Source organism: Methylobacterium sp. Leaf94 (assembly GCF_001426045.1).
Classification (GTDB): domain Bacteria; phylum Pseudomonadota; class Alphaproteobacteria; order Rhizobiales; family Beijerinckiaceae; genus Methylobacterium.
The window spans coordinates 1-14,974 of sequence record NZ_LMRM01000034.1 but is presented as its reverse complement, the minus strand read 5'-3'; the positions used below and the strand labels follow the sequence as shown (position 1 = coordinate 14,974).

At 62.3% G+C, this 14,974-nt stretch carries 4 protein-coding genes and 2 pseudogenes; 5 read left to right on the top strand and 1 reads right to left on the bottom strand.

Annotated features, from left to right (window positions below):
- Positions 1-74: 74 nt before the first annotated feature.
- A pseudogene (locus ASG63_RS15545) lies at positions 75-1,008 on the top strand (SDR family oxidoreductase).
- A 632-nt stretch (positions 1,009-1,640) separates the two neighbouring features.
- Here ASG63_RS15545 and ASG63_RS15540 read toward each other — a convergent pair.
- On the bottom strand, positions 1,641-2,111 hold the full coding sequence (locus tag ASG63_RS15540; protein WP_082501434.1) for an acyltransferase: 471 nt from the start codon (positions 2,109-2,111) through the stop codon (positions 1,641-1,643).
- A 1,057-nt stretch (positions 2,112-3,168) separates the two neighbouring features.
- Here ASG63_RS15540 and ASG63_RS15535 point away from each other — a divergent pair.
- The 4 genes and pseudogenes from ASG63_RS15535 to ASG63_RS27065 all read left to right on the top strand — a co-directional run bounded on the left by ASG63_RS15535 (position 3,169) and on the right by ASG63_RS27065 (position 14,798).
- Complete coding sequence (locus ASG63_RS15535; RefSeq protein ID WP_056218157.1) at positions 3,169-4,344, top strand: acyltransferase family protein; 1,176 nt, start codon at positions 3,169-3,171, stop codon at positions 4,342-4,344.
- A 2,152-nt stretch (positions 4,345-6,496) separates the two neighbouring features.
- Positions 6,497-7,267 (top strand): hypothetical protein, encoded by a 771-nt coding sequence (locus ASG63_RS15530; RefSeq protein WP_056218154.1) that lies wholly within the window; start codon positions 6,497-6,499, stop codon positions 7,265-7,267.
- A 525-nt stretch (positions 7,268-7,792) separates the two neighbouring features.
- Positions 7,793-13,043 (top strand): annotated as a pseudogene (locus tag ASG63_RS27070) (VCBS domain-containing protein); the annotation flags it as partial.
- An 84-nt stretch (positions 13,044-13,127) separates the two neighbouring features.
- Entirely contained in the window at positions 13,128-14,798 is a 1,671-nt protein-coding gene (locus ASG63_RS27065; protein WP_056218147.1) for a VCBS domain-containing protein, read from the top strand.
- The last annotated feature ends 176 nt before the right edge of the window (positions 14,799-14,974 follow it).

Sequence of the window (14,974 nt, the reverse complement as noted above, 5' to 3'; positions counted from 1 at the left end):
AGCGGAAGTCCTGATGACAGAGACCAAGACCGATCCCTCGCGGCGCGTCCTCGTTGGGCGGCCTCTCCGCCGGCATGGTGGCCGTCCTGGAACATTCCGCGGGGGCACAGGAACAGGTCGCGCAGACCGACACCGCCCCGAACCCGCCGCGCAGCCATCCGAAGACCCCCTTCGAGACGCAGCAGCAGGCCTGGCCGGGGCTGGCGGGTCGGATGGTGCCGCGCCCGAACCATGGCGAAACCAGTTACACGGGGTCCGGGCGCCTCGCCGGCCGCAAGGCGCTGATCACCGGCGGCGATTCGGGCATCGGCCGTGCCGCGGCCATCGCCTATGCCCGCGAGGGCGCGGACGTGGCCATCAACTACCTGCCGGCCGAGGAGCCGGATGCGGTCGAGGGGTGGGACTCATCCGGCAGGCCGGCCGCAAGGGGTGATGCTGCCAGGCGACATCCGCGACGAAGCCTTCTGCCGGCGTCTGGTGGCGGACGCGGCGCGCGAACTCGGCGGCCTCGATATCCTCGTCAACAACGCGGTCTACCAGAAGGCCCAGGTCTCGATCCTCGACATCACCACCGAGCAGCTCGACCAGACCTTCCGGACCAACGTCTACGCGATGTTCTGGATCACCAAGGCCGCCCTCGCCCATCTCGGGCCCGGCGCGGCGATCATCAACACCGCGTCGGTCGACGCCTGCGAGCCTTCCGAGACCCTGCTCGACTACGCGGCCACCAAGGCGGTGATCGTGAACTTCTCGAAGGGCCTGGCCAAGCAGCTGGCGAAAAGCGGCATCCGGGTGAATGCGGTGGCTCCGGGACCGTTCTGGACCCCGCTCCAGGTCTGCGGCGGGCAGCCACCGGAGAAGCTGCCGAATTTCGGCAAGGACACGCCGATCGGGCGGCCGGGTCAGCCGGCGGAGCTCGCCGGCATCTACGTCCTGCTCGCCTCCAACGAGGCGAGCTACTCCACCGGCCAGGTGTTCGGCGCCGTCGGCGGGCGCGGCGGCCCCTGAGGCGGATGGTACGTCCGGTCCGGTTGCGCTGAACAGCCCGCCGAGCTGGCGCGCGACGCCGACCAGGTCGGTCGCGTCGATCCGGTCATCGGCGGCCGCGTGCGGAAGCGCCTCGCCTGGTGCGGGCACCACTTAGAGGCCGGCACCTGGGTTCTGCCGGACCTCTACGGGACCACCGCGATCCGTGCCTCTGCGCGCGCCCGAGGGCTGCGACCCAGACCGGTTCCGCAACCTTGACGCGTTCGACCTCCGTCCCATAACGGGGGCGGCGCGGCGGTCATCCCTGCCACGGCGAGGGCGTTACCCGGACTCTGAGCGAGACTCCGGCGGACCAACTCGCCAATGGCATGGCCAACCCGGCCCCCGTCCAAGACTGACCCTGGACCTCGCCGATATCCCCGCCCTGCCGCGTAGCGGTCTCATCCCGCGGGACGAGCACGCGATCAACGGTGGGCTCCAGCCTGGCGGGGGCCAAGCCCGATCGATGCGGCAAGCGCTGATCTGGTCTCGGAACCGGCATTCCGGCGACACTCAGATGGCTCGTGGCACCTGACGTAATCGGCGAAGCGGGGCGAACGGGTGGCCCGACCTGATCGTCGTCTTCCCACGGGACGATGCGAAGTGCACCAGCGTCAGAAGGTGCCATCGTCATACTCAGCGAGTCGACCCCAATGGATGGTGTCGATGTTCTCGCGCAACACCTTGGCCGGATTTCCTCCGACGATGCATCGGGCCGGAACGTCCTTGACGACGACGGCACCCGCCGCGACGATGCAATGGTCGCCGATCGTAATCCCGGGCATGATGATGCTCCGCGCGCCGATCTGACAGAATCTTCCGATATGGGTGTCCACGTGCATCTTGCGGATGTAATCGTGCGATAGGATCGTGGCTCCGAAAGAGACCGCCGTACCCTCTCCGATATAGACCCCTTTCGGATTTGAATGGTCCAAGTAGGCCTTGGTCGATATCAACGTGAGAGGGTGAATATTCATTTTCCAGATTTTTGTGAGATACAGCCATCTCAATTTAATAATCAGCCTGCGCGCCTTATTGCGGAGAATGATTGGAAGAGTAACTACGTTTGACGTCGGTTTTGCCATTTTTATTCTCGGCTTATCGAAAATCTGAGTTATTGTATCGGCGCGAGTATATGGAGAGTGGTTCTGACATCAGGAGAGCATCGTAGCCGCATCTGTGCGTTGCTTCGGCAGCAACCAGCATTCCATCGACGTGCGGGCGTAGGATTTCAACCGACCGCATGACGCGCGCGGCGTCGAAATCGGCCGACCGGTCTCTCGGCCACAGGGTCGGAGGCGGATCCACGATTCGCGTCGATTCCAATTGTCTTCCGCCAGCATATCGTGAATTCGACCGACGCCAAAGGCGCCGCTTGCTCGATGACAGAACGGCTGCCCTCCAATGCGTCATGCGACCGAATTGCTCGCCCACGATCCGAGCAATTGGCTCCGCGCGACACATCCAGGCAAGGCTGGCACTGACTGGACCTGATCTGCGGGCAGTCTCTGCCGGCCCGCTAAGACAGGCTCTGTCCCACGCTCTCGGGCTCATGTCCCGGTGCCCTCAGGGGGGCTCAGGCCAGACCAGCCGAAAGCCGCGACGGCACTCACGATTTGGATTCCGTCGCGAAATGGGTTTGGGTGCACTGCACGCGCGCCCCGCGAATCGCTCGAATTGAAATTGGAACAGTGTCGAGAGTGGCGGATAACTTCGCTTGGAAATACTTAGGATCACCACGATGCGTACAGAAATCATTACATTGTGTAACCTCGCAGATTGGCGATCTGGCAATGCAAAAAAAAGCACAGTTTTGCAAAGAATTAATCGAACATCGCCTGGAAAGCACAATGACATGTACCGTGCAAATTTAAGTTCTAGAGTAAGCGAATAATATAGCCAACTATTTTCATAAATTTTAAAAATTTGGTCGGTGGTATGCATTTCCGACTATGAGGTGTCTGCACAGATTTCAGAGCTTTCCTCTCCACACGGACTCGGATCGTTATGCAAAATAAATGTACCAGTTATGTTGGTTTCGATTGACAAAGTGTTGATTTTGAATAGCCCCTCCCATCCACATTCAGGAGCGAGAGCCAGCGTTCTCGATTCAAGCAAATGAGAACTAGAGATACGTTGGGATTGTTGGCCGAAGCCGGAAACACATCCGGCTTCGACTACCTGAGATTGTTTTTGTCCATCAGTGTCCTGGCTTGGCATAGTGCTGGCATCGTCTATGGTCGAGATCAATCTTTTTTCCTTGCGGGCTCCCCGCTCGGGTATTTGACATTCCTCATCTTGCCTATGTTCTTTGCGCTCAGCGGGTTCCTGGTTGCATCCAGCTTGGTGCGCAGCCGAACGCTCATTGAATTTCTCGGACTGAGGATCTTGAGATTGGTTCCGGCCCTGGCTGTCGAGATCTGCCTGTCGGCGTTGGTGCTCGGTCCGATCATGACCTCATTCAACACTCAATCATACTTTACGGATTATGAGTTTGTTTCTTACTTTCTGAATATCGTTGGCTTGATTCACTTCCAGCTTCCTGGTGTGTTCTTGTCGAACCCGATCCCTTCCATCGTGAATGGATCCCTGTGGACCGTACCCTTCGAGTTGGAATGCTACATCGCACTGGCAGCGCTTTGGGTTTTGCGACTGCGTGGGAGTGGGCCAGCGGCTCTGGTCGCATTGGTGCTCTGGTCCGGGCTTCTCGGAACGCGCTTGCTCATGGGCGCCTATGAACCGATCGGACCAGATGCACTGAACGGACGCCTCTTGGTTGCCTATTTCCTTGCAGGCGTGTGCCTCTACCAGTACCGATACCGGATACCGTCCGACGTTCGCCTGTTTGTCGTCGCCTTCGCCGTGTCTCTGGTCATGATAAAGTCGAAGTCGGCAATTCTTCTTTCTCCGTTGTTCGTTGCCTATGCGACCGCCTACGTCGGTCTGCTTCGTCCGAAAAAGCTTCCGCTGATCTTCTCTGGCGATTATTCGTACGGCATCTATCTGTATGCGTTCCCGATCCAGCAAACGGTGTACGCCCTGGTGCCGCAGTCTCACGGATGGGTGCCGCACTTTCTGTTATCGCTGGCAGCCACGGCCGCTCTCGCCGCGTTCTCCTGGCATACGATCGAGAAGCCTCTGCTCAGATTGAAGCGCAACCTCCGATTTGAATCGGACGTCATCGCAGCGGAGTTCAGTCCGGGATCCGGCCATAAAACGTTCCGTTGGCGGCTCCCCAAGGTGGGTCTCGGCAGACCTAATGATGTCAGCGACCCGGACGCCGCTGCCGCGCCTGAACGCCCTCGCCATCGAACCTGACCGGTATCTGTCGGAGAGGTGTGCCATCGGCTTGGATCGTTCGGGATCCAGAGGGCGGCTCCGATGTGATCCGATGCCTTATTGTCCAGGAGCAGCGCCGTAGGCTCTCTGTCAGCCGATCTGCGTGAACGCGTCGTGTGCTGGCACGCGACCATCATGCGGCGAGGACGCACCTGGGCCAAGCTCATGGACGGTCATCAGTGCTCGCACATCATCGCAACCGGGGCCGACCCGTTTCGATCTGGCAACGCCTGAACAGGTCCTGCATGCGTTGTGCGCCCGACCGACCCTGGCCTGCGAATCGGGGCGAGCCGCTTGGCCCGCTGCTGCGCGCGCCATGGTCGACCATCACGGCGTCACGCGTAAAAACAGCGGTGCCGCCGACGAGCGGTACTGGAAGGGCGTGACAGTACAGCTGTTGGCCAGGGGCTTAACGGCGACCGTGCACTTCGACGCATGATCGGGCCCGCTTCCAGCGCCCTGGCGAGGAAACCACGGTGCAAGCCTTGAAGCAGGGTGGCGCGATCGTGCGCGACACCCTGCCGGCTCACAAGCCCGGCAGCATCCGCGAGCGCATCGAGGCGGCTGGTGAAGCGACTGCTCTACGTGCCGGCCTGCGCGCCCGATCTCAACCTGATCGAACAGGCGTTTGCCAAGCGCAAGACGCTGCCGCGCAAGGGTTCCGGACGCCCCATCGAGGGCGTGTGATCGCCCATCGGACATCTCGTCGAGACCGTCACATCGGACGAGCGCGCCAACGTCTTCGTCGCAGCACGATACGGAAAGGGTTAAACCCGAAGCGCCCGATATCCGTCAGCCAAATATAAAAATCGGAAAACGGGTATCGAGCACTTTTCATGTCGCGAGCAAACGAGGCGAAGCCTAAAACAGTTGGCTTGCAACATCATTGAGCTTCATAGCGACGATCTGGAACTTCGCGATACTGGGTTAACCGCCGGGTTTTACGATCGATCCCTAGATATCCATAGTAAGGCCGGCGATCATATGTTCGATCGCGTTCTACACAGAGGGGATATCCCCGATACCATGGGCGGCGATCCACACGAACCACCACATCGTCCCAATGCATTCGATCGCAGTCGATACCAAGAGCCGAATAGGTCGAGCGACGTGCAACGTCAGGCGCAGTAAAATCAGCGGCTACCCCAGTCATTGGAAGGCTGCCGACGATCAACGCAACTGAGGCAATACTGATGAGACGCATAGATTGAGCTATACGCGATGACGTCGCTCAACGTCAAGCTCGGAATCAAAGGTCCAAGCCTGGGCACTGATCATCGATCAGGGGTTCGGTCACCACTGGCAAGGGATGGGAAAACGCAGCTCTCCCGCGTGCCGCACAGATGCGTACGGCCGTAGCCAGAAGAAAGGTTCGTTCGTCGTCGTCTGAGAGACTGCATCCATGAGATGCAGATCGATCAGATTCGATCACGTTGTGGAATCAACAATGTCGTCTCTTTCGGGAGCGGCACCCGTGCCGTCGGCCCATTTTCGTCAATCGGAATCGGTCATGGCCGGCGCCCAGACCGACCGCTCGTCCCCCACCATGCCGCCGCCCAGACCCACGACGATCCCCGTTGCAGAACCGCGACGCGGTTCGCCGCCCTCAGCGTCCTCGCGGACGCTACCGGCAAGCGCAGCCGTTACGCCAGCTCCGACGAGCCGCGATAGCACCTGCCGCTGTTGGTGGAGCGCTCCTGACTTCAGCCGCCAGCTTTAGACCCTACGCAGTCTCACGCTTTGAGATGCCGTCTGCATGACGTGGTCTGCCGAGCCTGATCGCTACAGGTCAAACCCGCTCCACCAACTACACAGACCAAACATCGAGCTGGATGCCGTCCAAATCTCAACCCGATCTTGCCCCGGGGTTCCTATCAAATCGGACACGACATCGCGCCTCGAAAGGCCCGGCATCGGCCAGCGCTTCTTTTCGTAGTGATATTCAAGGCTCGCGATTCTAATCCCGATCTTCCCGGCGCCCCTTGGTGCGTAAAGGATGAATTTTTACAACGTTCGGACCTTGTCGTGGAGTCGAGGCGATCTCACATCTTTCGAGGATCGATCGATTGATGATGGGTTAATGGTTTGCTAACAGCGCTGAAGGCTAGAAGCTGAACAATGGAATTCGGTGATGCGCGTCGTTCCGGTCGCTGCGTTGGTGCTGTCGATCATGATGGGTGGGGATGCGTCGGCAGCTTCGTGCAGCTCCGCCTTCGGCATGGCATCATCGGCCGACAGCGACGCATTCAAGGCGGATCCCTTCTCGATCCTCAAGGGTGATGCGAAGGGTGGCGCCCTCGCTCGCTCGACCCGCGAACTCGTCCTCGCGAATACGGACTTCGCTGATGTCATCCTTTCGCTGGGCGTTGCGGCCAATGGCGATCAGCGAGCCGCGATGGGCGCGGGCCTGGGCCAGGCGACTCTCGCATGTGCGCGCACGCAGCCTGAGCTCGCTCAACAGCTGCAACTGGCCCTTCTCTCCCGAGGCAGCCCCGAGCTGACGGAAGCCTTCAAGGCAGTGGTGGGTGAAATCCCGACCACGGCCGTCAGCATTCCTGCGGCGGCTTCGTCACCGCTCGGCGGTGGTGAAGCGAGCCTGATCGGCGGCGGGCAAAACTCCGTGCCGCAGGGCGTTGTTCAGGCGGCCGGCGGAGGTACGGGCTTCGCCATCAGGCTCGTGTCGGTTGCGCCTACTGCCCGCGCGCCGAGCTTCTTCTCGCGGATCGGCAGCATTCCGACTGGGGGGCCTTCTGGCGGAGGCTCGACGAGCGGAGGATCGTCCCCGGCCCCGGTCGCTACGGTTCCTGGTCCGGTCGCCGGCGCGGGGATGCCGGCCCTCGTGATCATGGTTCTTTCGGCCTTGGCCTTTCTTCGCCATCGCGTCCGTTCGCGCGCGGCCTGAGCGGCCGCCCGGATAGTGGTGTGTGGCCGATCACTGACCATGATCGAGGCAGTCGGCGCGATCGCAGAGGCAGCCTCCTCGACGTGCCTCGATCCGTGCGTTTGACCCATTAGGGCAAATCGACTTCACGCCCTTGGGCATTGCTTGCCATCTCGCTGACATTTTTTGCTGGCTGAGAAATTTGGTGAGCATGAATGGTTCAACGCGATGTCCCAGGACAGTTCACTGGTCAAGCCTGGGAACTCAGAAGTCGTCGATCAAAATTTCTTGATCGTCGGAAGGTGTCCGTTCGCCCTCAGACGATCACCAAAAATATCGATGATCCGCGGACTGCTTACGTAGAAATTTCGAGCTTGGTTGCATTTCGGCGCTTGTAAATCTGCTCCGAACTCATCTGCCAACTTCTCAGATGGGCGATGCTGCTAGGACAAATAGCCCTCTTCACAAATTCAAGTCTGTCGGTTACCGAAATTTTAAGGGCCCGCCTGGTCGCTCCGCCAGTTTCCGCCTCGTTGAAGGGACCACATGGCCAACTCCGCGCCCACGATCTCCGGCACAACCACTTTAACGCTGAGGGAGGGCAGCGCTTCGACTTACGCGCGCAGCGGCAACCTTTGGTTCTCGGACGCGGATACCACCGACCAAATCACCGTCGGGCTGGCAGGCCAGTCCGTGGCCTACCGTTCGAGTGCCGGAGCTGACCTGACGGCAAGTTTGAGCGACGCGCAGCGCGCCAGTCTTCTCCAGGCGTTCACCATTCCCGGCGGGAATCTCGGGCGCAACAGTGGGTCGCAGAGCTGGACCTACACGCTCGGCGACAGCAGCCTCGACTTCCTTGCTGCGGGCGAAACGATCACGGTCACGTCGGTGGTTCAGGCCTCTGACGGCAACGGTGGGATCACAGCGCAGAATGTCGTCGTCACACTGACCGGTACCAATGACGCGCCGACCATTGCGGCCGTTGCCAACGGCGACCCCACGATCACGGCTGCGGTCTCCGAATCTGCGGGGATGACCGGGAGCGGCACGGTTTCGGTGCGCACGGGAAACATCGGCTTCTCCGATCTGGATTTCACCGATGCCCATACCGTCACGGTGAGTCCGAAGGCGGGTGGCTATGCGGGCGCCGTCTCGGCAGTCGTATCTGCGGATTCCACCGGCGGACGATCAGGTCGGGTCGACTGGACCTACACCGTGGCCGACAAGGCTCTCGATGTTTTGGCTGTGGGTCAGCAGGTCACGCAACTCTATACGATCACTGTCTCGGACGGAAAAGGCGGTCTTGCCAAGCAGGACATCGCCGTCGTCCTGACCGGGTCCAACGACGTCCCGACGATCAGCGGCGGAACATCGGCGGTTTTTTCCGAGGGCAGCGCGACGAGCTACGCCAAGAGCGGAACCGTCCTGTTCTCGGACATCGACGCCACCGACCAATTGACAACATCGATCGTAAGCCAGTCGCTGCAATGGAAGACGTCGGCCGGCGTCGACCTCACTGCAAAGCTGACGACCGATCAGATTTTCGCGATCACGAAGGCGTTCTCGCTGCAACTCGGGGACCTTGGCAGCAACAAGGGATCGGCCACTTGGTCCTTCGCCGTTGCGGACAGTGCCCTGGACTTCCTGGGCCGACTCGATGTCCTGACCCTGACGACGACAGTTCAGGCGGACGACCACAATGGTGGGATCGTTGCCAAGCCCATAACGCTCACGATCAGCGGCATCAATGATTCCCCGACGATCGAGGCGCTGAGCGCCGGCGACCCCAAGGTCACAGCGAATATCACGGAAGCCGCCGGTGCCTTGAACTCGGCAGCCGTACTGGGAACCCAGGGAACGTTCGCGTTCACTGATCTCGATGTCAACGACCTTCATACGATGAGCTTCAAGCCGGTGGGTGCCGGTTACATCGGAAAATTCACTCCGACCCTGATCTCGGACTCGACCGGCGGTCAGGCTGGTGCCATCAACTGGACCTATACGGTTGCCGACAAGGCGCTCGACTATTTGGCGGCCGGTCAGAATCTGACGCAAGTCTACGCAATTACGATCGCCGACGGTAAGGGCGGCACTGTCGTCCAGAACGTGACTGTCAACATGACCGGCGTGAACGACGCTCCGGTGTTGACCGGTGTCGCCAGTGGGACGACGATCTACGAGCCGCTCGTGGCGGCATCCGGATCCGTGATCAGTCGGGGCGGTACGATCAGCATTGCGGACCCCGATGCGACCGATCGCCTGTCAGTCAGTGTCGGCGCCTACCAGATCCACTACTTCGATGTTTTCGGAAACGATGTTTCCGCGCAGCCCAGCGAGTCGCTCACCGATGCCCAGCGCAGCGTGATCGCTCAGGTTCAGGGACTCGGGCAGTATCTCACGATCACGCCCACGACCTCCGGGGGCTCGGGGACGATCACCTGGAGCTACGCGATCGATCCGGCGAAGCTCAGCTTCCTGGGTGCAGGCGAAAGCGTGAAACTGAGTTCGGACGTCGTGGTCCAGGACGTGGCCGCATCAGGTCAAGCATCGGGACCGCCGGTGATCCAGCCGATCAGTGTCACGCTGGTTGGCGCTGACGCAGCGACATCCGTGAAGGACCACGTCGCTTCGATCGTCGACAAGAGTTACCTCGCCACGATTGGCTCTGATTTTTCGGTGGGAAGCCAGTCTGCCGCCGGGGCGCTGCGCGCCTGGAGTGCGCTGACCGGTCAGGATGGCGTAACGTTCCGCGCTCCGATCACGGTCGAGATCAATCAGAATGGCGCCAGTTTCGACAGCATCGACTTCCGTGGAAAGCAGGTCATTGTCAAAGCCGACAACGTCACCTTCACGAACTGCTACTTCGACACATCCGCTTTGATTGGGCAGAGCCCGCTCACGATCATGGCTGGATATGCCAACACCGTCGTCGACCACTCGACGTTCGATGGCCTGAAGCGGAACTATTCTGTTCCGGATTTGATCGTCTCGAATGGCATCAATACGACCCTATCGAACAATCTGATCCTCAATGCACCGGTCGATGGCGTCTATATCGAGAACGGACGCGTTGTCGGAAACTACATCGCGGGTGGTGGCTATTTCCCACCCGGCCACTCAGACGCGATCTGGATCGGCAAAACCACCGGCTCGGTCGTGATCGAGAACAACGTGATCGACTGGCGTACGCCGGCCGATGCGCGTGTGGCGCCCAACAATGCGATCCGCATCTCCGGCGAGGCCGGAAACGTCAACGACGTGACGATCCGGAACAATGTCCTCCTGGGCGGCAACTACACCATCACGGTGACCGCCGGCGCGACCTGGACCCATACGGCCGATCAGGTCGGAACGATCACGAACGTCCGCATCTACGACAACGTCATCGATTACGGTGTCACAGGCTCGATTGATCCGGAGGATCGTCCGACCGATCTTTATATCGCCCATAATTCCGCGACCACCGGCTCTGGCGTCTTCTTCGGATCCGAGGCGACCGGTGCGATGCCGAACCTGGGACAGATGTCGGTGATGAGCGGCGGCGCGTCTCCGTCGGTCGTGACGTCTTTCGGAGGGGCCTACATCATTGGGGGCCTTGGGTCCGACATCCTAAATGCTCAATCCGGTGCCCTGAACGTCATCCAAGGCGGTCTCGGTCGCGACTTCATCGCGGGTGGTCCGGGTCAGAACATCTTTCTCTATAAGTCGATCGCGGACGGAAACGACTGGATCAAAGTCTTCAACGCCGCGACGGACAAGATCGATCTTTCTTCTCTCGTGGAATTGGAGAGCCAGCAACTCCATGCCACCGATTGGTTGTGGCTCGATGGCGGCGCCTTCACGGGACGGGCGCACCAGATCACGTACACCTACAATGCCGCCCTCGATCGAACGGTCGTCGCGATTGATATCAATGGCGACCTCAAGACGGATTTTCAGATCCAGATTTCCGGTCGGCAGACGCTCACCCAATCCAATTTCGTGCTCGAGCACACGGATAAGCCTGCGAGTGTCCTCGGCGCGTTGTGGTCCGGTAGCGGATTCAATCTTGCGACCACGACCCTGACGCTTCCGTTCAACGCCGCCGAGGCGCCACTCGTCGTGCGTGACGGTGTCGTCGCGCTCCAGGACAGCGACGGAACGCTCCTGCCCATTTCCGGCATGGGCACCTACGTGTTCCTCGACCGGACCGTCGTCGAGAATGACGGGTCGCCGCTGATCGATGATCTGTGGTACCTCGCATCGTACCATGTCCCCGACGTCGGCTACACCCAGGGCGGATGGCAGGCCGGGTACGACCCGAACCCGTATTTTTCGACCAAGGGGTACCTCGCGCTTCACCCCGATCTCGTCTCAGCTGGCCTCAATCCCCTCGACCACTGGTCGTCGTTCGGCTGGCAACTCGGCTACGACCCGAGCGCGAGCTTCGATGTCAAAAGCTACCTCCTGCGCTACGCAACCGTCATCACGCCCGGCGTCGATCCGCTGACAGACTACATCACCGTCGGCAAATCGGCAGGCCGTGTGGCGTACGGGGCGATCGGCGATTCCATTGCGGGCACGGGGTTCGACCCGGAGTACTACCTCCTGGCCCACCCGGATGTGGCCGCGAGCGGTCTCGATCCCTACAGCCACTACCTGAGCGTCGGTTGGCACGAAGGGTACAATCCCAACGCATTCTTCAATGTGTCGTATTACTTGGCCCAATACCCGGACGTGGCAGCATCCGGAGCCGACCCGCTGCAGGATTACCTGGGCGTCGGCTGGCAAGCTGGACGCAATCCAAGTGCGGACTTCGACGGAGCGATCTACCTGGCGATGAATCCCGATGTCGCCGCATCGGGTCTCAATCCTCTGGTGCACTTTCTCCAGATCGGCGCGAACGAGGGCCGAGTGGCCTTCCCGGTCGGTTCGGTGACGGGTGATGCCGCACCGAGCGCCGCCAACGACGTCGCCACAGTGTTCTCATCGGGCCTGACCGTCTCCGCAACGGCCAGCGTGCTCGCCAATGACGTCGATGCCAACGGCGATGTGCTGTCGATCATCGCCGTCGACCACGACGGGTTCAACGTCGGGCAGGTGGTCCACGGTCGCTACGGCGATCTGACGATGGCGAAGGACGGATCGTACCAGTACGTCACGACGACCCTTGATGGTCCGTTGGGAACGCCGCTCTACGATACGTTCAACTACGCACTGACAGACGGTCACGGCGCGAACTCCAGTGCGACGTTGACGCTTCGTGTCGATCGCGCCGGGACTGCCGGTGACGACGCTCGGAACCTGACGATCCATTCGGGCGAAGGGGCGTCCGTCGACGCGGCGACCGGCGTCCTCGCCAATGATAGCGATCCGGACGGGGCCCTCGCCGTTGTGGGTGTCGGCGGCGTTCCGGTCGGCTCAACGATTCAAGGCTTATACGGCACCCTCGTCATGGCTCCGGACGGCAGCTACGCCTACACGCGGACCACCGACACCCTGCCGGCGAACGCACAAGACAGTTTCCATTACGCGGTTGCGGATGGAAGCGGCCAACTCAACTCCGCCTGGCTCACGATCAGTCTGAGCGAACCTCCGGTCGTGAACCTGTACACGCCGACAATCTCCGGTACGACCGCGGGCACCGTGATCGAGGATGCGGGCGATGCGGCGCAGACGACCGGCACGTTGGTTTATTCGGATGGGGATCTGGGGGACCTGCTGACGACGTCGATCGTCGGTCAGAGCGTTTCGTACGCGGACGCGTCGGGGGTGGATCGGACGGGTCTGCTGAGCCCTGCGATGGTGGCGGCCCTGANTGCTGACGACGTCGATCGTCGGTCAGAGCGTTTCGTACGCGGACGCGTCGGGGGTGGATCGGACGGGTCTGCTGAGCCCTGCGATGGTGGCGGCCCTGAAGGGCGGGTTTGCGATGCCGACCGGGGCCGTGGGCGGCAATGCCGGCAGCAGCACCTGGAGCTACAGCCTGGCCGACGACGCCCTGCACGGTCTCGGCCGCGGGGAGAGCGCCACGGTCACCACCACGGTGCAGGTCGACGACGGTCACGGCGGCACCGCCAGCCAGGACGTGGTGGTCACCCTCAAGGGCAGCAACGACGCGCCCACCTTCACCTCGGCGCCCGCGCGCGTCGCCGTCCTGGAGACGGCCGGGTCGACCGGTTCGGCCACGGCCCTGACCCTGCAGGGCACGGCCGGCTTTGCCGACCGCGACCTGACCGACGCCCACAGCGTCAGCGTCTCGATGCAGGGGCGCGGCTTCATCGGCGCCATGAGCGCGGCCATCGTCGCCGACACCACGGGCGGCGGAGCGGGCCGGCTCGTCTGGACCTGGAACGCGCCCGACAAGGCTCTGGACTTCCTCGCTGCCGGCCAGACCCTGGACCAGATCTACACGMTCACCCTCTCGGACGGGCAGGGCGGCCTAGTGCGCCAGGACGTGACCGTGACCCTGGTGGGCAGCGACGACCTGCCCACCATCACGGGCAGCGCCGGGGCCACCTGGTACGAAGGGGCGGCGGTCAACCACAGCCGGTCGGGCACCCTCGCCTTCGCGGATGCCGACCTGAGCGACCATCTCACCGTCTCGGTGGCCGGCCAGAGCCTGAGCTACGTCACCGCCGCGGGCGTCGACCTGAGCGCCAGCCTGACGCCCGACCAGATCGCCGCGCTCAAGGCCGCCTTCACGATGCCGACGGGGGACCTGGGCGCCAACAAGGGCAGCGCGACCTGGACCTACGCGATCGCCGACACGGCCCTCGACTTCATCGGGCAGAACGACGCGCTCAAGCTCGTCACCACGGTGGTGGCCGATGACGGGCACGGCGGCAGCGCCCAGCAGGCGGTGACGATCACCCTCAAGGGCGTCAACGACGCGCCGACGATCAAGGGCTACGCCCCCGGGGACGCGGCCATCGCCGGCACGGTGACGGAGAAGGCGGGCGTGTTCGGCGATGCGGGCCTGCAGCAGACGGGGGGCGCCTTCGCCTTCGCGGATGCCGACCTGTCGGACGCGCACAGCGTGCGCATCACCCCCAAGGCGGGCGGCTACCTCGGCACGCTGGCGGCCAGCGTGGTCTCGGACACGACCGGCGGCGGGACCGGCTCGGTGGGCTGGACGTTCCAGGTGGCCGACAAGGCCCTGGACGGCCTGGCCGCCGGCCAGAGCGTGACCCAGACCTACACGATGCAGGTCGGGGACGGGAAGTCGGGGGCGGCGAGCCAGGACGTGACGGTGACGCTGACGGGCAGCGCGGACCAGTTCGTGTTCCAGGGCCTGACCAAGAAGGCGCTGCCGAGCTTCGGCGCGGGCGACACCCTGTCGTTCCAGCACACGGCGCTGGGCGGGCACACCGAGGCGGGCGTGCTGCCGGACGACTACTTCGTGACCGGCACCGCCGCGACTCTGGCCGGCCATGGCCAGTTCCTCAACGACGTCGCTCACAAGCAGCTCCTGTGGGACGCCGACGGTACGGGGGCGGGCGCGGCCGTGGTGGTGGCCACCTTCGCAACCCCGCAGACCAACCTGCACGCCCACGACATTCTTCTCGTGTGACTCCGAGCTTCCCGTGTGGCGCCGGGGGAGCTGGTTCGTCCCCGCCCCCCGGGTCGGCCCGGCCCCGGGCCCGGGCGGAGCCGAGCCCACACCGGCGCTCCGGGGACGCCCGATCAGCGCAGCCGGACCTGGTTGTTCGCCAACGTCGCTCCCCGATCCGTCTTGAACAGGGGCGC